Below are 18,966 nucleotides of genomic sequence, written 5' to 3' on the forward strand. Positions count from 1 at the left end.
AATCGACTCCATTCGGAGGCGTCGATATTATAACAACTACCGATCATGAACACACTCAAGTACACCCTTTTCCTTTTGGCTTCCTGTTTTTTGCTGACCGCCTGTAACCACGAAGCGGAGGCCGATCTAACGAACCAATCGGTGGAATTCCGGAAGGCCTTCAGCGATCTCCTTCCCCTGCCCGACGGATTTGCACCCGAAGGCATTGTGGCCGGAGACGGCAATGACTATTTCGTTGGATCCCTGGCGGACGGGTCCATTTACCAGGGCAATTTCCAGAGCGGGGAAGGCGAGGTCATCTATACGCCCGCTGCCGGTGGACCGGCAGTCGGGCTCGCATTTGACCAGTCGACGAAATACCTTTACGTAGCGGGAGGGGGGAACGGTGGCGCCTACGTGCTCGATACCCGCACCAAGACCGAAGTAGCACGGTTTGACTTCACTGGTGGATTCGTTAATGATGTGATCGTCACGAAAGACGCCGCCTACTTTACCGATTCCTTCAAGCCCGTACTCTACGTCGTCGATCTCGATAAGCGTGGCCGCCCGACCGGTCAAACGTCTGCCCTGACGCTAGGTGGTGAATTCGATTTTCAGCCGGGTGGGTTTAACGCCAACGGGATCGAGGCTACCCCCAATGGCGATGCCCTGATTGTCGTCAACACCTCTTTAGGCACGCTGTACAAGGTCGATCCCGCCACCGGTGCGGCCATCCGTATCGACCTTAACGGCGGTGATGTCGCTAATGGAGACGGTATCCTGCTGCTGGGAAAAACGCTGTACGTCGTCCAGAATTTTCAGAATAAGATTGCCGAAATACGGCTGCAGCCAGATTATCGCTCCGGTCGGATAACGGATGTGATTACCGACCCCGACTTCCGCATTCCAACCACCGTCACCAGCAAAGGCGCTACGCTCTATGCCGTCAACGCACGTTTTGGCGTGACTCCCGGACCGGATGTTGCGTACGAAGTGGTGGCGGTGAAGCGGTAAGTGTAGGGTGGTTCCCGGCATGCTGCCGGGGCGGAGTGGTTCCCGGCATCCTGCCGGGGTGTTTACGGGTGTGAGCGGTTCCCGGCATCTTGCCGGGGTTTTTACGGGTGGTGGTGAACGCTAATTCTCGATGATGACCGCGGCTAGAAGCCACGAACCGTGACCCCGGCAGGATGCCACGAACTAGCGGTTCCCGGCATCTTGCCGGGGTCTTTATGGGTGATGGTGAGCTCTAGTTCTAGATGATGACCGCGGCAAGATGCCACGAACCGCTACCCCCCCCCCATCGGGTGTCAGGTGAGGCTACTGACCGCTTACTTCGGCCATTTCCCCGCCAAATAGGCCAAAAGACGTAGGAATAGCGTGCACCAAACCGTAATTTCGCGGTTCTTAACCAAATGGGCCGGCTATCCGTTTATTCAATATTGCACCTGCGGCCCCGCCCGCATCGACCGTTTAATGACTTTACCTATGCACCTTAGTCCCGCCGCGTGCGAGGAGTTTACGCACCTCAACGAGCGACTGCTGGCCTTCGCCGGTCGGCAATCGGTGTACGGTAACCCGGAGCTGATCGAACGTTTTCTCGCCAGCGAGGCCGGTGACGGGCTCAGCGAAAAGCAACGCCGCAAAGTGCGCAACTTCAGTACGGTGAAGCAGGGGAAGTTTTTCCTGGTCAAGCAGTACAAGAAGTACGCCGTGCTGATGGATGATTACACCCTCTACGGTGTAGTGGGCACCTGCAAGTCTCCCGAAGCCGCGGTCGAAGCCGAATTGCCCGTGCTCGTGGAAGCCGTACTGCGGCCCTTCGACGACCGCATTGTGGTACAGGAGCTCACCGTCGCCGAAGCGAACGGCAACCTCCCCAGCCGGAGCGATATTGAATACGAATTTAAACAGATCAAAGACGTGCGCGGAATTACCGAAACCCTAGACCCCCGGATGCTGGAAAAACAGGCCAGCCCCGCCACCCAGCGCGCCGAAAAGCAGCTGCGGCAGTACCTGAAGTCAGCCGCCACCCGCGACAAGCACCAGGACGACACCAAAAAAATCCTCGATAAGCACCCCGAGCTCTACGACGTTTACATGCAGATGTACTCCAAGCTGAGCGCCCGCGCCATCAAGAAAGAACTGAAGGCCAACGGCGTGCGGGAACGCCACTTCGCCGTGTACAACAACTCCGTTGTCGCCGTCGCCGCCACCCGCAGCGAACTGCTGGAACAACTCAGCGACCTGAGCTTCGATGGGATGATGGACCAGTGCGCCCTCTTCCGGCTGTAAGCACCGCACGATTAACCCTGCCAACTAGGAAAATACCGACTGCCCCTTCCGGGTTGGTGGTAATTCGTGGTACCTTAAGTGCCCGATTATTACCCTTATAACCCGTAGTCAGTATGAACATCACCCTCGCCCAGGCGGAAACCGTCATCGCCGCCGCCAAGAAAAAGGCCGCCGAGATCAATACCAAAATGGATATCTGCGTCGTCGACGCCGGTGCCAATCTAGTTGCCTTCGCCCGCATGGACGGTGCCTGGCTCGGCTCCATCGACATCGCCATGAAAAAAGCCCGCACGGCCGCCTGGTTTACCATGGGGACTCAGGACCTGAGTCCGCTGGTGCAACCCGGCCAGAGCCTCTACAACATCGAGCACAGCAACGGCGGCCTTATCACCTTCCCCGGCGGCGTGGTGCTCAAGCAGGGAGATGAGATCATCGGTGCCCTTGGTGTATCCGGCAGTACGGTGGAAGACGACCAGACCGTGGCGGAGGCCGGAGCCGGCGCGATCTGAGCAAAAAAATGGAAAGAGAAAGTGGTGACACTCTCCCTTTCCTCAAACTCTCTCAGTGAAAATATAGGTATTCGTGTTTACCCGAACGGTGTCACGACCAGGCGGCTGGTGTGTGCACCGGACGAGGGTTGGCTCAGGCGCAGGAAGTACGTGCCGGCGGGCAGGCGATCCCTCAGTTGCAGTTGCAGGTACTCGCCGGGACTGCCCTGCAAACTCCGGGTGACCAGTCGACGGCCGGCAGCGTCCAGCACCTCGACGCGGATGGGCTCACCGTCCGAAAGCTCCGTCAAGCCGATGCCGATGGTACTTCCGGTGCTGGGATTGGGGTGGATGGAAAAAGCCAGCGGAAGCATCTCTGCATCCCGCTCGATCTCAACCAGTTCGGAGTAGGTGAAGGAACCATCCAGATCCACCGACTTGAGCCGGTACAGGGAGCTGCCCGGCAGCGGAGCGGGGTCGTAGAGGCGGTAGTCGAGGGATGCGCCCCAGGAGGACATTCCCGCAGCGTCAACTTGCCCGACGGTGGTGTAGCTGCGGCCATCGGAAGTGCGCTCGACGATAAAGTAGTCGGTACCGACTTCGTTGGCCGTAGACCACCGCAGGGTGACCCGATCAGCTTCTGCCTCCGCGATGAATTGGAGGAGCGTAAGCGGCATTGCGGCACTCGAGCTGTAATCGCCGGAGGAGGCCCCACTGCCGGAGCCGCCGACATACTGCGCCCGGGAGGGAGCGGAGATCAAAAGGATGAATAAGAATGCGTAGGGGCGAAGGCACTTCGCCATTGGGGAAATGTGTGACATGATGTTGATAGTGTATGGTTAAAAATTAAAGTCCGCGTACGCCGCGGAATTGCAGCCAGGCGTAGCGGACGTCGGGGGTGTCGTCCGTAATGACCACCGTGCTGCGATCGGCTACCCGTAAATGATTTGCGGAGGAGTTGTAGTGACCACCCCGGGTACCAACGCCGTGCTGGGACTGTGGCCACGTGAGCACGTCGGCGTATCCGTTCGCGGGGAGGTGGCCGTTGCCGTGGATATTTTCAAAAGCCGTTCCATCGGTATGGCTCACACTGATCACTCCTTCGGCCTGGTTGCCGGAAAGCTCCATATGACCGTAGTAGCCGGCCCCGCTCAGTACTCGGGTACTGCCCAGCGTAAGGCTGGCGGAATAGATGCCGGACCGCAGCGGGCCAGTACCGGACGTCGTCAATTTGGTGGTAGCGCTATACCCGGCATTGCCCGCGTCGAAGGTGATTATGTTGAGGTTGACGAGTGATTCACCGGAACCGTTTAGAAGGGTAGGCGTAAACTCCCAATTCGCGATCTTGTCGGTACCCCAGGCATACTCTCCAAAAATGGGGCCGTTGGGTCCGCGGCAGAGCTTTTCAAATTCCATTTCCGTCATGGGCCGCAGACCGGACCAGTCCAGATAGGCCAGCATATCGCTGATGGAAACGTAGCCGACCGGCACGTGGGGAGCGGTGGTAGTGGCATCCCCCCCGGCGAGATCGTCGTACGAGATGGCATTGCGGTTAAGGACTTCGTCGGTATCTTTTCCGGTGCTGCCGGTGATGTCGCGCAGGGCCTTTTGGGACGGGGTCAGTGTATTGAAAAAGTCGACGTATTGCTGCTGCGACAACTCGTACTTCATGGCGTAAAATGCCCGAAAGCCTTTAGGAAAAGCGGCGGGGATTGTCGTCGGTACGCTAATCGGGTTGTCTACGCCGAAATTAAATTGTCCCCTGGCGTTCCCTACCGGAATCTCGTCGGATGAGATAACGGAGTAAGCCGGACGCTTCCAACTTGGAGCAATCTCATGGAACATGTTCACTTCTGTTCCAGTATTCATGCCCCCGAGCTTGAATTTACCTGCGGGAACGTAGACCATCTCGACGCCGAACACTCTGAAGTCCAGGCCTTCAATGTTCTCTAAGCCATTGGCCGTCAGGTTCCACCGCAGTTGCGTTTGTTGGTAACTGGCGTTGCCCGACTTACTAGCCGTCGCGTAGATCATCGCTCCCGTGTTGTCCAGCACGTCGATCACCGCGCCCGTGGGAGCCGCCGGCGGGCTCGAAAGGAGGATGTGGTGCCATACGGTATCGCCCTGCGTCCGGTACTTAGCGAAGACCCATGCCGCGTCCCAGTTGGCGGGGTCCGCAGTGGTTCGCCAGGAATTTTCCCAGGAAAGATCGAAGGTAAGGAGGGCAGAACCCGGATTGCCGTCCTCGTATTCGACAATCAGATTCGCAAACTGGATGTTGTTGCCACACAGGACAGTCCACCCCTGAATAAGGAGGAAGATCAGGTAAAATCTTACCATGCTGAAAATTTTGCCACCTAGCCACCTTGTGCCAAAATTGCGTACACCACTCCCGGGGAGCGGATGTAATGTGTATTGCTAATGTCTCTTTAAAAGCAAAAACAGTCTGCTACCTAGCCAGTAGCCGCAACGGAAAGACCAAAAGGAAAACTCCGGTGATGTCTTGAGATGAAATTGAATAAAACGTTGGATTGCATCCGCAAAAGCGGCGTAATCCGGGCCTCGTTAACAAGTTGTTCTACCTTGATAACTGTCTTCAAAACGGGGATTTATTTTTCACATTGCCACGCAATAAAAATTAACGTTTAAAAGTTGAGCGGCCCGTTAAATTTTACATTTAAAATTTCAGATGTAAGATTTACCGCCAACCACCCCCCAGCGCTCCGTACAGATCCACGATGGCCTGTAGCCGGTTGTTCTTCGCATTTACCAGGTCGAGGCTGGTGCCCAGAGCATTCTCCCGCGCCCGCAGTACCTCGAGGTAATTAGCGTAACCGTTAGCCAGAAGCTCCTCGGAATACGCGGTGGCGAGATCGTATGCCTCTAATTCTTGTTGCTTCACCCCGATTTTTTCGTCGGCGGCCTCGTAGGAGTACAGGGCGTCCGTCACTTCCCTGCCGGCACTGAGTACGGCGGAGCGAAAGTCCAGCACGGCCTGCTCCCGCTGAAGTTGGGATACGGCGTACTGCGTTTTAATGTTCCGACCGTCGATGAGCGGACGGGTAAGCCCACCCACCAGCGTAGCGAAGAAGGATGTTGGGTTAAAAAAATCGCCCAGGGTCAGGCTCTGCAGTCCGGCCGTAGCCGATAGGCGAAGCGCGGGATAGAAATCAGCCTTCGCCACGTTGGTCAGCTCGAAGGCTTCGACGAGGGCATACTCCGTGGCCGCCACGTCGGGACGGTTGGCGAGCAGTTGGGCGGGGACGCCGGTGCGAAGTTCATCGGGAAGAAGCTGGCTCTCCAGGGAGGACCGGGGAAACTCCCGGGGATCAGTCCCTAAAAGTAGCGATAGCGTATTCTCCAATAGGTGGGCGCGCAAATTCAGGTCGATCAGGATGGCGCGGGCGGTGTAGATCTGTGCTTCGGTCTGCTTCACGCCCACTTCGGTGACACTGCCGGCATCTTTAAGGGCCCGGGTGGTTTCGAGGCTGTTCTTCCGGTTGGCGATGGTCCGTTCGGTGATCCGCCGCTGCTCGTCGACCGCGAGCAGGTCGTAATAAGTAGACGCAATGCTAGCCACCAGGCGACTCTTTACGGCCCGGTGGGCGGCCACGGATTGCAAATACCGGGCGGCCTGCGCGCGCTGGGAACTCTTGATCCTGTCCCAAATGTCCGCCTCCCACGACAGCGTACCGCTGAGCTGGTACTGATCGAGCGAACTGAAAAATCCACCGAACTGACTATTCTTCGAAAGCTGGGAGCGGGTGTACTGTAGCGTTCCGTCGAGGGTGGGCCGGTTGCTCAACCTAACCTGGTCAACATACGCCTGGGCGATGGCAATCTGCCGGACGGCCGTGCGGATGTCGATGTTGCTATCGAGCCCCTCCTGAATATAGGACTGCAGATAAGGATCGGTAAACAACTCCCGCCAGGAGACCAGGGCGAGCGATTGGCTGTCCCGTACCAAACTGTCCGTACGGTAGTAGCCGGCCGTAAGCACCTCGGCTTCCGGCCGCGCGTACTCCTTAGCGGTGTAACAGGAGGTCAGGAGGATGGGAAAGCTCAGAAGGAGCAGGAACTTCAAATGGGATGTATCGGACATTGGCCTACTCTTCTTCAATTTCAACAACAGCTTCGGTGGCGGGAACCGGGAAGGGCGAGCCCATGATCTTCTCCTGTAGCCACTGGAACAAGATGAACAGGATGGGGATCACGAAGACGCCCACGATGGTGCCCACCAGGAGCCCGCCGACCGCGCCGGTCCCGATCGATCGGTTGCCCTCCGCACCGACACCGCTGGCCAGGACCAGGGGCGTAAGTCCGAGGATAAAGGCAAAGGAGGTCATCAGGATGGGGCGTAGTCGGGCCTCCGCTCCGTCGATGGCGGCGTCGACGATCGATTCACCTTGTCGTCGTCGCTGTACGGCGAATTCGACAATCAGAATGGCATTCTTGGCCAGCAATCCCAGCAACATGATGAGGGCGATCTGGAAGTAAATGTTGTTCTCCAGCCCCATGAGCTGGGTGGTCATGTAGGCACCGAACACCCCGAGTGGCAGCGACAGCAGTACCGAGAAGGGCGTGAGGTAACTTTCGTACTGGGCCGCCAGCAAGAAGTACACGAATACCAGGGAGAGGAGAAAGATGGTCGTGGTCTGATCGCCCGCGTTCACCTCCTCGCGGGTAAGCCCGGAAAAGGCGGTGGTGTAGTTGGCGGGTAGGGTAGTGGCCACTTCCTGCACCGCCGCGATGGCATCACCGGAGCTGTAGCCGGGATTGGTGGCCGCCGTGATCTTGGCCGAATTAAAAAGGTTGAAGCGGGAAACGAACTGCGGACCGTACACCCGCTTCAGCGATACGAAGGCCGTGATCGGGGCCATCTCGCCGTTACCGGTGCGGATGTAGATTTTATCCAGGTCGGATACGTCTGCGCGATCCTCCGGCAGGGCCTGAATGTATACGCGGTACTGCTTTCCGAAGCGGGAAAAATCGGAGGCAAACAGACTACCGATGTACCCCTGCAGGGTAGAGAAAATACTACTAATCGACACCCCCGTTTCCTTCGCCAACGCGGTATTTATCTCGAGTTCGTACTGGGGGTAGACGGTATTGAACGACGACTGGGCGTACTGAATCTCCGGCCGCTCCGTAAGCTTGGCGATGAAGTCCTGATTCACCCGGTCGAGTTCCTCGAAGCTGCCGCCGGTGCGGTCCAGCAGGTTCACCTCCGCACCCGCCGCCTGGCCGAAGCCGGGGATGCTCGGTGGTGCGAAGAAGACAATACTCGCCTCCGGAATCGTAGCCGCCGCAGCAAACATCTTGCCCGTGATGGTCTTGATGGACACCGAATCGGCCGTCCGCTCGTCCCAGTCCCTTAGTCGGATAAAGCCCAGCCCGTAGTTGCTGCCGGCGCCGCCCAGAAAACTTCGCCCTTCCACCAGCGAGCCCCGCAGGACGCCCGGAATCTTGCTGATCTTTTCGTACAGCTCCACGTTGACTTGGTGGGTACGGTCGATGGAGGCCCCGGCGGGCAGCTCGACGTTGACGAAGATGATGCCCCGGTCCTCATTCGGGACGAAACCGGTCTTAACCTGGCCGGCCGACCACCAGATGCCGCCGACGGCCGCCAGCAGGATGACCACCGTGATCCACTTGTGGCGGAACAAAAAGTGCACCGAACGGCCGTAGCGGTTGACCGTCGCGTCGAAGCCCCGGTTGAAGGCGGCAAAGAAACGCTGGCTAAATTTTTTCTTATTTACCCCCTCCTTCTGCTCGTGCCCCTTCAGGAAGAGGGCACAGAGGGCCGGGCTCAGCGTAAGCGCATTCACGGCCGAGATCATAATGGCCACGATCAGGGTAATGCCGAATTGCTGGTAGAAAACACCGGTCGGCCCCTGCACGAAGGTGACGGGGATGAATACCGCGGCCATCACCAGAGTGATCGAAATGATGGCGCCGGAAATCTCCTCCATGGCGTGCTCGGTCGCCCTGCGGGGGTCGTTCTCGCCCTCGTCGATCTTGGCGTGCACGGCTTCTACGACCACGATCGCGTCGTCGACCACGATTCCGATGGCGAGCACCAGGGCGAAAAGCGTCAGCAGGTTGATGGAGTAGCCGAAGAGGTTGAGGAAAAAGAAGGTGCCGATGATCGATACCGGCACCGCAATGGCGGGGATGAGCGTCGAGCGGAAGTCCTGCAAAAAGATGAACACTACGATGAAGACGAGCAGAAAGGCCTCGGCCAGGGTCTCGACGACCTTCTCGATGGAGGCATTTAGGAAGTTGTTGGTGTTGTAGGGGACGAAGATCTCAAGCCCGTCGGGCAGCTCCGCCTCGATCACGTCCAGCCGGAGCTGAATCTCATCGATGATGTCGCGGGCATTAGAGCCCTTGATCTGGAAGATGCCCATGTTCACGGCGGGGTAGCCCTCGGTCAGGGAGGTGCCGAGGTAGGACTGGGCCCCGAGTTCGATTTCCGCCACGTCGGACAGCCGCAGGTACTCGCCCTCGCCCAGGGCCTTGATGATGATGTCGCTGTACTGCTGCTCGGTCTTAAAGCGACCGCTGTACTTAATGGTATAGCTAAAGGCCTCTCCGTTATTGTCACCGAGCGATCCGGCGGCGGCCTCCAGACTCTGCTCGCGCAGGGCGGCGGTGATGTCACTGGGGATGAGCTTGTAGGCGGCCAGCTTATCGGGCTGCAGCCAGATGCGCATGGCGTAATCCTTGGCACCGAATACGTTTACGTCGCCCACTCCATTGACCCGCTGTAGCTCGGGGATGACGTTGATCTTCAGGTAATTCTGAATAAAGATGTCGTCGTAGTCCGTGTTCTTGCTGAAGAAGGAGACGAACATCAGGGCACTCGTCTGCTGCTTCTGTACGGTGACGCCCGTCTGGATCACGGCCTGCGGCAGCAGCGGATTGGCACGGGCCACGCGGTTCTGCACGTTGACCGCGGCGATGTCCTGGTCTACGTTCTGGTCGAAGTAGACGGTGATGGCCGCCGTACCACTATTGGTTGCCGTGGAGGTGAGGTAGGTCATGCCCTCCACGCCGTTAATTTGCTCTTCCAGCGGGATGATCACGCTTTCGAGGATGGTTTCGGCATTGGCACCCGGGTAGCTGGCCGCGACCGTGATCGTAGGTGGCGCGATGTCGGGATACTGAGTGATCGGCAGCTGCGACAAGCCCAGAAATCCCAGGATCAATATGATGATGGAGACCACGGTGGAGAGCACCGGGCGGTCGATGAATACCTTTAGCATCGTTGGCGGATCTTGGGGTTACCGGAAGACGGTAGGAAGTGGTTGGGCGATGCTATCGAAGGCGGTCTGCACGGGTTTCACCTTGGTTCCTCCCCGGAGCTTGGCAATGCCGGTGGCCACGATGCGGTCGCCCGCGGTCACTCCGGCCGAGACGACGAAGAGGTTATCCACTTCCGCGGCAATCGTGATGGGCGCGGATACGGCGGTGCTGTCTCCGTTTACCTTGTATACGTATGTCCTGCCCTGCTGCTCGTAGGTGGTCGTTTTGGGCACCACGACGGCATCGGTGAAGGTCTGGGGAAGGCGGATGGTGCCGCTGTTGCCGTCGCTGAGCAGGCCGGCCGGATTGTCAAATACGGCGCGGAATTGTACGGTGCCCGTCTGGTCGTTAACCCGGTTGATTACCGTTTCGATCGTGCCGGATCCCGTATAGGGGCTGCCGTTGCTGAGTACCAGGGCAACCGGCGGCAGGTTGTCCACCTTTTGCTCCATGGTTTCGCCGGCGGTCTGCTGGAAGAAGTCGAAGTATTCCCCCTCGTTCATGGAGAAGTAGGCGTACACCTTACTAATATCGGATACCGTCGTCAGGGGCTCCTGGCTGCTGGGGCTCACCAGGGACCCCTTGCGTAGCCGGATGCGGCCGAGGTAGCCGTCGATCGGGCTCACGATCCGGCCATAGTTGATGTTTGCGGAGATGCCATCGAGGCCGCTCTCCGCCTGCTGCAGCCGTGCCCGGGCGGTTTCCAACTGCACGTTACTGATGATGTTTTTTTCCACCAGGGGCTCCAGCTTATTTACCTCTACCTGGGCCGCGTTGACGTTGGCGCGGGCGGCGGCGGCATCCTGGTTGAGCGACTGGGTTTCGAGGCGGAAGAGCAACTGACCGCGACGCACCCGCTGGCCCTCATCGACCAGAACTTCGGTGACGTAGCCGGATATTTTCGCCCGTACTTCGCTGTTGACGATGCCGGTGAGGCGAGCGGGGTATTCCCGCTGCGTCGTTACGGTTTGAGTAGGCACCGTCAGTACCGCGAACGATGGAGGGCCGGGCGGGGGACCGGCGGGCACCCGGGCGGAATCGTCGGCACACGATACGAGTACCGACCCCGCCACGAGGAGGGGGGCGAAAAGATGCAGGAACTTCATACGGAATTCATTCTTCGTCGTGCCCCAATGCTCGGACAGGACGTAATTGCTGGGCGGCGATAAATTGATTCTTCGGGTGGGTCGATCCGGCCCCGTCACATAATGAGTTGCGCTAACAAGCTGCCGGATTTGAAAGTTGGCTCCTTCCACGCGGACTTTGCTCCCGCGACCCCGCATTCTGAATGTTGTGACACTAGGCTGTTATTTAGGGCTCCCCGCGTCTAGTCGGCGGGCGAGCCTCGTACCTCGGTCGGCCGACGACTGAAAATGGGTTTTTCCGTTAAACCTTATCTTATGGGTAAGTCGCCGGTTCTGCGCAGGTAGGCTGTTGCATTTCCTCTCCCTAAACACCCGACGTATGCGATTACTCTGCATCCTACTTATTGTAGGGATCGTCCTCCCGATTGGTCCGGTGCAAGCCCAGAAACTTCTGCCACCAATCAGCGACCGCCACGGCGGCTGTTACCTGCCACCGGTAGTCAGTGACTATACGTTTTCCCGACCCTATACATTCCGGGATGCGGTACGGCCGAAAACCCTCACCTACGACATCAATTACCTTACGGACGGAGATTCACTGAACGGATTCGCCTGCTCGACCTGGCCCGCCGGGGCAGAGATGGCCTTTGAATACGCTGCCGCAATCTGGTCCGACGCCCTGCAGAACGACAAGATCGTCAACGTGGAAGGCTGCTATACCTCCGATCTGACCGGAAATACCCTGGGGTCGGCGGGTGCCAGCCTGCGCGGGATCGGTCCGTTCTTGGGCTATGATGCCGTCGTCTTCCCCCAGGCGATCGTTGAGCAACTAGTGGATATCGAGTACCCTACGGCCGACATCCGCGTGTACATCAATGCCAACTACTTCGATGATTTTTACTTCGGTACGGACGCCAATCCCCCAAACGATCAGATCGATTTTGTGAGCCTGGCCGTGCACGAACTGGGCCACGGGCTCGGTTTTTTCGGCAGCGCCCGGATCGACGACGGAGAGGATGCGTCCGGAACCGGTAGCGACGTGGAATGCGACGGCGTGGCCGGCAACGGCTGCCTGGGCTACTTCTTCGATGCCACCGGTGCGGGAGCGGAATACTATCCTGCGGTATATGACCTCTTCGTTGACCGCGGTTCCGATATGGCGGCGCTGACGTCCGTTTCGCCGAATCCGGGTCCTGACCTGGCTACCGCATTTACCGGAGGCAACACCGGCCTATTCTTCGACGAGACGAACATCAACGACTTCGATACGGGCACCGAGCAGCTGCAACTCTATACTCCCGGTACCTTTCAACCGGGGAGTTCGTACAGTCACTTTAACGACCCTACGGAGGTCATGTACTACGCACTGAGCTACGGCAGTGCAAACCACGATGTAGGCAAAGCGGCACAGGTGATGACCAATATCGGCTGGCCCGCCGCGGCTGCCGGACTGCCGGTAGAACTGCTGGCCTTCACCGGTGCCCCCGACGATAGGGGCATGAGGCTGGAATGGCAGACGGCCTCCGAACGCGACAACGAGGCCTTCGAAGTAGAAGTGAGCCGCAATGAGGCACCGTTCGAGCGCATCGGCCGCCTCCCGGGAAGCGGCACAACGCATACGGAAGTGGACTATACGTACCTGGATGACTCGCCTTCCCTGGGCGCCAACCACTACCGCCTGCGACAAATCGACTTCGACGGTACGGCTACCTACAGCCCGATCATCACGCTACGTTTCGAGGTCGCGGGAACCAGTATCGGCCAGGCTTACCCAAATCCGGTCCGCGCGGACCGGCTTAGCCTGGATTACCGAACGGACGCAACCCGGCAAGTTGCCATTCAACTGTTCGATTCGGCCGGTCGCCTGCTCCAACGTGTCCGCTACACCGCTGGGCCCGGCAACAACCGCCTCTCCCTGAATCTCGGTGACTTCCCACCTGGACTGTGTCACCTACAGATTGAAGATGGACGGGAGATCGTACACCAGGTGGTAGCGGTGAAGTGATGCCCCCCAGTTTGCACCGCAACCCTAAATCCGCAAAAATCCGCGACAAAATCTGCCTGAATCTGCGTTGAAAAAACCCTCGCGCAGCGACCCCACCCCAAACCGAAAGCTACTTGAAACCGAAACCAAACCATCGTCCGGTTGACTTGTTTTAATGTTTGACCACTATTGCAACGCACCTCATTCAGCCGATGAATCCTATTTCCCAACGCCTAGCCGGCGCTCGCACGCGAATCCGCAGGTGGCGTACCGAACGGCCAATTACGTTTTATTCCCTTTCCGCTCTGTTAGCTCTGTCCCTTACCGGTATCGTCGCCGTTGTGGGGCTACTGCTGCTGGTTAATTACGGTGCCTTCGGGCACATGCCCAGCGAGCAGGAACTGCTTGATTACCGCAACGACGTGGGCAGCGAGGCCTTCGACGTGAACGGCGAATCGCTGGGCCGTTTCTTCAAGCAGGACCGGGAAGAGACGGATTACTCCGAACTGCCCGAACACTTGGTTCACGCCCTGGTGGCTACGGAAGACAGCCGCTTCTACACCCACTCCGGTATAGACTGGGAAGCATACGGACGGGTCGCCTACAGGACTATCCTGATGGGAGAAGACGACCAGGGCGGCGGCTCCACATTGAGCCAGCAACTGATCAAGAATGCCTACGGACGGCCCGAATTGGGTTACGGCCCCCGCGTCGATCTGCTCCTGCACAAGTTGCGGGAAGGGATCCTGGCCCGCCGCCTCGAAGCCGTGATGCCGAAGGAGGAAGTCATGGAGCGCTACCTGAATACCGTGAGCTTCCCGAGCAACACCTTCGGCATTGCCGCCGCTTCCCGCCGCTACTTTCAGCGGGAACCGGATGAGCTCACCGTGCGGCAGGCCGCCAGCCTGGTCGCTTCGCTAAAGGGGACGACGAGCTACGACCCCCGGCGTGCAACGGAACGGAACGCCCGTCGTACCGACCTCGTCCTTACCCTGATGGGCCGGGCCGGCTACCTCAGCCCCGAGGAAGTGACGGAAGCTCAGGCTGATGACCTTTGCCTGGCCTATTACCGTGAGCCGGCCCGCGTCGTGCAGGCCCCCCACTTCACTCAGGAGATGAAAAAGCAGACGGCCCGCTTACTGTCCGGCACCCAGCACCGGGAAGGACGACCGTACAATCTCTATACCGATAACCTGCGCATCTACACTACCCTCGACCTGCGGTACCAGCAGCACGCCGAACGGGCCGTAGTGCGGCAGATGAAGATCGTGCAACGCAGTTTCGAACGCCACCTGCGGGGCCGCGATGCCTGGGAGACGGAGGCTTCCCTACGCGGAGCAATACGAAACAGCGATCGGTGGCGTACCGGACAAGCGGCGGGCATAGACAGCCTCGCCCTGGTCGAAGCATTCAATACCAAGATGGCGATGGAGCTGCCCATACCTAACGGGGAGCCGCTGGTGGGACAGTTTTCGCCACTCGACAGCGTCAAGCACTCCCTCTCATACCTGCGTGCCGGATTTTTGGTGCTCGACCACGCGGACGGGGCCGTGCGTGCGTGGGTAGGCGGTTCCGACTTCAATTTCAGCCACTACGATCACGTAACCAGCCGGCGACAGACGGGATCGACCTTTAAGGCATTCGTTTATGCGGCAGCCCTGATGGAGGGCTTCGACCCCTGCTACCGCATCAGCAACTCGCTGCGTACCTACGCCGATGAGGACGGCCCCTGGACGCCCCACAACTCCGACTGGGTGCACGGGGGAACGTACAGTATGCACGGTGCCCTGACCCACTCCAGCAATGTGGCCGCCGTCAAGATGATTATGGAAACTACGCCGGAGCCTGTGGTGGAAATTGCCCACACGATGGGAATCGGCGGAGAGATTCGGCCCATCCCCAGCATCGCCCTCGGTACGGTGGAGAGTACCCTCTACGAGATGGTCGGTGCCTACGCCACCTTTCCCAACGGCGGTCGGCATACGGAGCCCTATGTGATCAGCCGCATCGAGAACGGCGACGGGGAGGTCATCTACGAACACGAGGCGGTTTCGACGGCCGTCCTGGAAGAAGAGCAGGCGGCGACCATGGTTCAGCTGCTGCGCAATGCGGTCGAACGGGGTACGGCCAGCCGACTGCGCTGGGAATACGGCGTCCTGCGGCCTAGCATTGGTAAGACGGGGACGACCCAAAATATGGCCGACGGCTGGTTCGTCGGATCCACCCCCGCCCTTACCGGCGGTGCCTGGGTGGGCGGAGAGAATACCGGCGTACGGTTCCGTTCCGGAGATCTAGGCAACGGTGCCCGCTCGGCCCTGCCGATCTGGGCTTACTTTCTGCAGAATATGGAAAACGATACGGCCCTGGTCGCTCAACTGGGCGACGACTTTCCGAAAATATCGGACGAGGTGCGTGAAAGTTTCCGGTGTTCGGAATTTATTCCGCCAGTCCAAATCGTGGAAGAGATCGATGAGACGCCTACGGAAGATACGCCCGAACAGGTGCTACCAGTGAGCAACGTAGCCACCCTCCCCGACGGCCGGTGACCTAGGAAGCGTGATCTTCAATTCGGGACTTACCCACATTGTCGGCAATTTTACGCCCAATCCTTAGGATAAGCGAGTTTACCAGCTAAATTAGAGTGTTCGGGAGCAGTAGCGCTCCGCGCACCAAAACACTCGCTGTATGAAACTCTTTATCCGCAGTGGGCTGATGAGCCTGCTCACCTTACTCTTTTTAAGCACCAATAGCTACGGTCAGACTACCGTTTCGGGCACCGTTACCGGCGACCAGGGCGAAGCACTTATTGGAGTGAGCATCCTGATCCAGGGGACCGGCAGCGGCACGGTCACCGACGCTGAGGGGGAATACACCATTACCGCTCAGGAAAGCGACGTGCTCGTCTTTAGCTACACTGGCTATGGCACCGTGACGCGCACCGTCGGTACCAATTCCGTGATCGACGTCGAACTACAGGCGGGAGCCCAGCTCGACGAGGTGGTGGTGACCGCCCTCGGCATTAGTCGGGAACGCAAAGCCCTCGGCTACGCCGTCGAGGAATTGAACAGCGAGGAGATCGTACAGTCCAGACAAAACAACTTGGTCAATGCCCTGCAGGGGCAGGTGGCCGGGGTGCAGGTGTCGAGTGCGGGAGGCGGACCCGGCCAGGCGTCGCGCATCATCATTCGGGGCATCAACTCCCTCGACCCGGACGCGAACAACGAACCGCTATTCGTAATCGACGGAATCCCGGTTTCCAACGAAACCCTGACGGTCGGGGGCGGCGGGAGTCGCAACGTAAGCAACCGCATCGCCGACATCAACCCCCAGGACATCGAGACGATGACCGTGCTAAAGGGTGGTCCGGCCACGGCACTGTACGGACTGCGTGCGGCGAACGGAGCGATCATCATCACGACTAAGTCGGGAAAATCCGGCCGCGTATCGGTGGATGTCACCTCTACCTACGGTACGGAGGAGGTGAATAAATTTCCCGAAACCCAGAAGACCTATACTCAGGGCTTTGCCGGCAATTACGATCCCAATAGTTTCTGGCCCAGTTGGGGGCCGTCGGTGGAGGAGGCCCGGGCGTTCGCGGCGGAAAACGGATTGCCCCGCCCCAACGACCTGTTCAATAACTTCGAAAACGCCTACACTCAGGGCGACCAGTGGCGCAACACGGTGAGTGTCTCGGGCGGCAACGAAAAAGCCACCTTCCGTACCTCCCTTTCGCGACTGACCCACGACGGGGTGCTGCCCTTCAGCACCTACGACAACACCAGTTTCCGGATCAACGCCAATTACCAGGCCAGCGAGAAATTCAGTTTTGGTGGCGGCGTCAACTACATCCGCAGCGGCGGCAACCGGGTCAACGCCGACCGCTTCAACGAACGACTGGTCTACTGGGCTCCCCAGGCCGACGTCAACAACTACATCCGCGAAGACGGTTCCATGATCGGTTACCGAAACGATGGCACGGTAGGGAACAATCCGGTATACGGCGAGGCCACCAATAAATTTATCGACGACGTAGACCGCTACATCGGTAACCTCACCTTCAGTTATTCCCCACTGCCGCAGCTGCGCATCAACTATACCCTCGGACTGGACCAGTACAGCGATTTTCGCAACAACTACGGTCAGGGATCGGTGTACGCAGGCGCGCCCAACTTCGAGGACAACCTATCGAACGGCAACGGCTTCGTGGTGGAGACCAGCATCCGTCGGCGCGACGTGACCTCTAACATCAACGCTATTTACACCAGCGACCTGACGCCCGACCTCAACTTGCGCTTCCTCGGCGGCTTCGATGCCTTCGACTCGAGCTACGATGGGGTGACCACCATCGGTAACGACCTCGACATTTACAACCTCTTCAGCCTGAACAACGCGGCCGACATTCGCACCAGTGCTGCACTCGTCAATCGTCGGCTCCTGGGCCTGTACGGGGAGCTTTCCCTGGCTTACCAAAATGCGGTCTACCTGTCCGTCACCGGTCGCAACGACTGGTCGAGTACACTACCGCAGGCCAACCGCTCCTTTTTCTACCCGTCGGTAAGCCTGGGTGTACTGCTCGGTGAGGTGCTGGAACTCCCGGAACTCATCAGCTTCGCCAAGCTACGGGCCTCCTACGCCGGCATCGGCAAGGACACCGATCCGTACCGCACCAACATCGTGTACCGCAATGCCACCGGATTTCCGATCAACAACGTGACCGGCTGGACGCGCGACGATCAGCAGGGTGCCCCCGACCTGAAGCCCGAGCGCACCAATACCCTGGAGTTCGGCGCCGACCTGCGGTTCCTCAACAACCGACTCGGTATTGATTTCACTTACTACAATGCCAAGAGCATCGACCAGATCATTCCGGTACCGGTATCCAACGCTACGGGTTTCTCCACCTTCGTACTGAACGCCGGATCGATGCGCAACAGCGGCGTCGAACTGGCCCTGCGCGGTACGCCGATCTCCACGGCTGACCTCACCTGGAACGTGAACCTGAACTACACCAGCAACAAGAATGAGGTGCTCACCATTTTCGAGGGCGTGGAAGACATTCTGATCGGTAGCTCCTTCGGCTACGCGGGTTCATCGGCGAGCATCCGGCTGATCCGTGGAGAGCCCTACGGCAACATCTACGGCCGCAGCTACGCCCGGTATGACCCCAGTGGCGATAATGAAGATAACCTCTTCATCGATTACAGCCAGCCCTTGCTGATTGGCGACGACGGCTTTCCGGTCATCGAAACCGAACAGAAAATCCTCGGCAACACCCAGCCCAAGTGGTTCGGGGCCCTCACGAACAACATAAACTACAAGGGCATCGGAGTTTCCTTCCAGTTCGATACCCGCCAGGGCGTACAGAAGTACAACCAGCAGGGCAACTTCTTTGCCGCCTTCGGAACGGCCCCCTACACCCTTAACCGGAACGAAACCATCGTATTCGAGGGCGTCACCGCCGATGGGAGCCCCAACACCAAGCCGGTCTGGCTCGGCCAGGGTGAAGGTCCGGACGGAGAAAACTACGGTGCCGGCTACTACCGTAATCGCTACCGCGGATCTACCGAGAATTTTGTGGAGGATGCCGACTGGTTCCGGCTCCGTAACGTGAGCCTGAGCTACCAACTGCCGGCCGCGTTGTTGGAAACCGTCTTCATCCGCACCGCCGGCATCACCCTCACCGGAAACAACCTCTGGCTCGAAACACCCTACAGCGGCTTCGACCCCGAAGGCAACCGCGGCAACGGCAACGGCGACGACGGTTTCGGTGGATTCACCTACCCCAGCGTACGCAGCATTTTCGTCACCCTCAACCTTGGCTTCTAACCCC

Annotated in this window: 11 protein-coding genes; 6 read left to right on the forward strand and 5 right to left on the reverse strand. The window is 58.8% G+C overall.

Annotated features, from left to right (window positions below; all coding sequences use genetic code 11):
* Positions 1 to 45: 45 nt before the first annotated feature.
* The 3 genes from GGR28_RS11935 to GGR28_RS11945 all read left to right on the forward strand — a co-directional run bounded on the left by GGR28_RS11935 (position 46) and on the right by GGR28_RS11945 (position 2,780).
* Positions 46 to 993, forward strand: coding sequence for an SMP-30/gluconolactonase/LRE family protein (locus tag GGR28_RS11935; RefSeq protein ID WP_183496033.1), 948 nt, complete (start codon positions 46 to 48; stop codon positions 991 to 993).
* A 471-nt stretch (positions 994 to 1,464) separates the two neighbouring features.
* Complete coding sequence (locus tag GGR28_RS11940; RefSeq protein WP_183496034.1) at positions 1,465 to 2,271, forward strand: hypothetical protein; 807 nt, start codon at positions 1,465 to 1,467, stop codon at positions 2,269 to 2,271.
* A gap of 113 nt (positions 2,272 to 2,384) precedes the next feature.
* A complete protein-coding gene (locus GGR28_RS11945) occupies positions 2,385 to 2,780 on the forward strand; it encodes a GlcG/HbpS family heme-binding protein (RefSeq protein ID WP_183496035.1) in 396 nt (131 codons plus the stop codon).
* A 77-nt stretch (positions 2,781 to 2,857) separates the two neighbouring features.
* Here the strand turns inward: GGR28_RS11945 and GGR28_RS11950 are convergent, their stop codons facing one another.
* From GGR28_RS11950 to GGR28_RS11970, 5 genes are all read right to left on the reverse strand, one after another.
* Complete coding sequence (locus GGR28_RS11950) at positions 2,858 to 3,580, reverse strand: T9SS type A sorting domain-containing protein (RefSeq protein WP_183496036.1); 723 nt, start codon at positions 3,578 to 3,580, stop codon at positions 2,858 to 2,860.
* A gap of 25 nt (positions 3,581 to 3,605) precedes the next feature.
* Positions 3,606 to 5,099, reverse strand: coding sequence for an SUMF1/EgtB/PvdO family nonheme iron enzyme (locus tag GGR28_RS11955; RefSeq protein WP_183496037.1), 1,494 nt, complete (start codon positions 5,097 to 5,099; stop codon positions 3,606 to 3,608).
* Between the two features lie 358 nt (positions 5,100 to 5,457).
* A complete protein-coding gene (locus GGR28_RS11960) occupies positions 5,458 to 6,861 on the reverse strand; it encodes an efflux transporter outer membrane subunit (protein ID WP_183496038.1) in 1,404 nt (467 codons plus the stop codon).
* 4 nt (positions 6,862 to 6,865) lie between these two features.
* A complete protein-coding gene (locus GGR28_RS11965; RefSeq protein ID WP_183496039.1) occupies positions 6,866 to 10,027 on the reverse strand; it encodes an efflux RND transporter permease subunit in 3,162 nt (1,053 codons plus the stop codon).
* 18 nt (positions 10,028 to 10,045) lie between these two features.
* Entirely contained in the window at positions 10,046 to 11,173 is a 1,128-nt protein-coding gene (locus tag GGR28_RS11970; protein ID WP_183496040.1) for an efflux RND transporter periplasmic adaptor subunit, read from the reverse strand.
* A 358-nt stretch (positions 11,174 to 11,531) separates the two neighbouring features.
* Between GGR28_RS11970 and GGR28_RS11975 the strand changes: the two genes are divergently transcribed.
* The 3 genes from GGR28_RS11975 to GGR28_RS11985 all read left to right on the forward strand — a co-directional run bounded on the left by GGR28_RS11975 (position 11,532) and on the right by GGR28_RS11985 (position 18,962).
* Entirely contained in the window at positions 11,532 to 13,157 is a 1,626-nt protein-coding gene (locus tag GGR28_RS11975; protein ID WP_183496041.1) for a hypothetical protein, read from the forward strand.
* Between the two features lie 191 nt (positions 13,158 to 13,348).
* A complete protein-coding gene (locus GGR28_RS11980; protein WP_183496042.1) occupies positions 13,349 to 15,682 on the forward strand; it encodes a transglycosylase domain-containing protein in 2,334 nt (777 codons plus the stop codon).
* Positions 15,683 to 15,821: 139 nt separating this feature from the next.
* Positions 15,822 to 18,962, forward strand: coding sequence for a SusC/RagA family TonB-linked outer membrane protein (locus GGR28_RS11985; protein WP_183496043.1), 3,141 nt, complete (start codon positions 15,822 to 15,824; stop codon positions 18,960 to 18,962).
* Positions 18,963 to 18,966 lie beyond the last annotated feature (4 nt).

It is taken from the genome of Neolewinella aquimaris (assembly GCF_014197245.1).
GTDB lineage: Bacteria > Bacteroidota > Bacteroidia > Chitinophagales > Saprospiraceae > Neolewinella > Neolewinella aquimaris.

Coding starts and splice junctions, on each gene's coding strand:
- GGR28_RS11935 (WP_183496033.1), top strand. CDS start 46: ATGAACACACTCAAGTACACCCTTTTCCTTTTGGCTTCCTGTTTTTTG.
- GGR28_RS11940 (WP_183496034.1), top strand. CDS start 1,465: ATGCACCTTAGTCCCGCCGCGTGCGAGGAGTTTACGCACCTCAACGAG.
- GGR28_RS11945 (WP_183496035.1), top strand. CDS start 2,385: ATGAACATCACCCTCGCCCAGGCGGAAACCGTCATCGCCGCCGCCAAG.
- GGR28_RS11950 (WP_183496036.1), bottom strand. CDS start 3,580: ATGTCACACATTTCCCCAATGGCGAAGTGCCTTCGCCCCTACGCATTC.
- GGR28_RS11955 (WP_183496037.1), bottom strand. CDS start 5,099: ATGGTAAGATTTTACCTGATCTTCCTCCTTATTCAGGGGTGGACTGTC.
- GGR28_RS11960 (WP_183496038.1), bottom strand. CDS start 6,861: ATGTCCGATACATCCCATTTGAAGTTCCTGCTCCTTCTGAGCTTTCCC.
- GGR28_RS11965 (WP_183496039.1), bottom strand. CDS start 10,027: ATGCTAAAGGTATTCATCGACCGCCCGGTGCTCTCCACCGTGGTCTCC.
- GGR28_RS11970 (WP_183496040.1), bottom strand. CDS start 11,173: ATGAAGTTCCTGCATCTTTTCGCCCCCCTCCTCGTGGCGGGGTCGGTA.
- GGR28_RS11975 (WP_183496041.1), top strand. CDS start 11,532: ATGCGATTACTCTGCATCCTACTTATTGTAGGGATCGTCCTCCCGATT.
- GGR28_RS11980 (WP_183496042.1), top strand. CDS start 13,349: ATGAATCCTATTTCCCAACGCCTAGCCGGCGCTCGCACGCGAATCCGC.
- GGR28_RS11985 (WP_183496043.1), top strand. CDS start 15,822: ATGAAACTCTTTATCCGCAGTGGGCTGATGAGCCTGCTCACCTTACTC.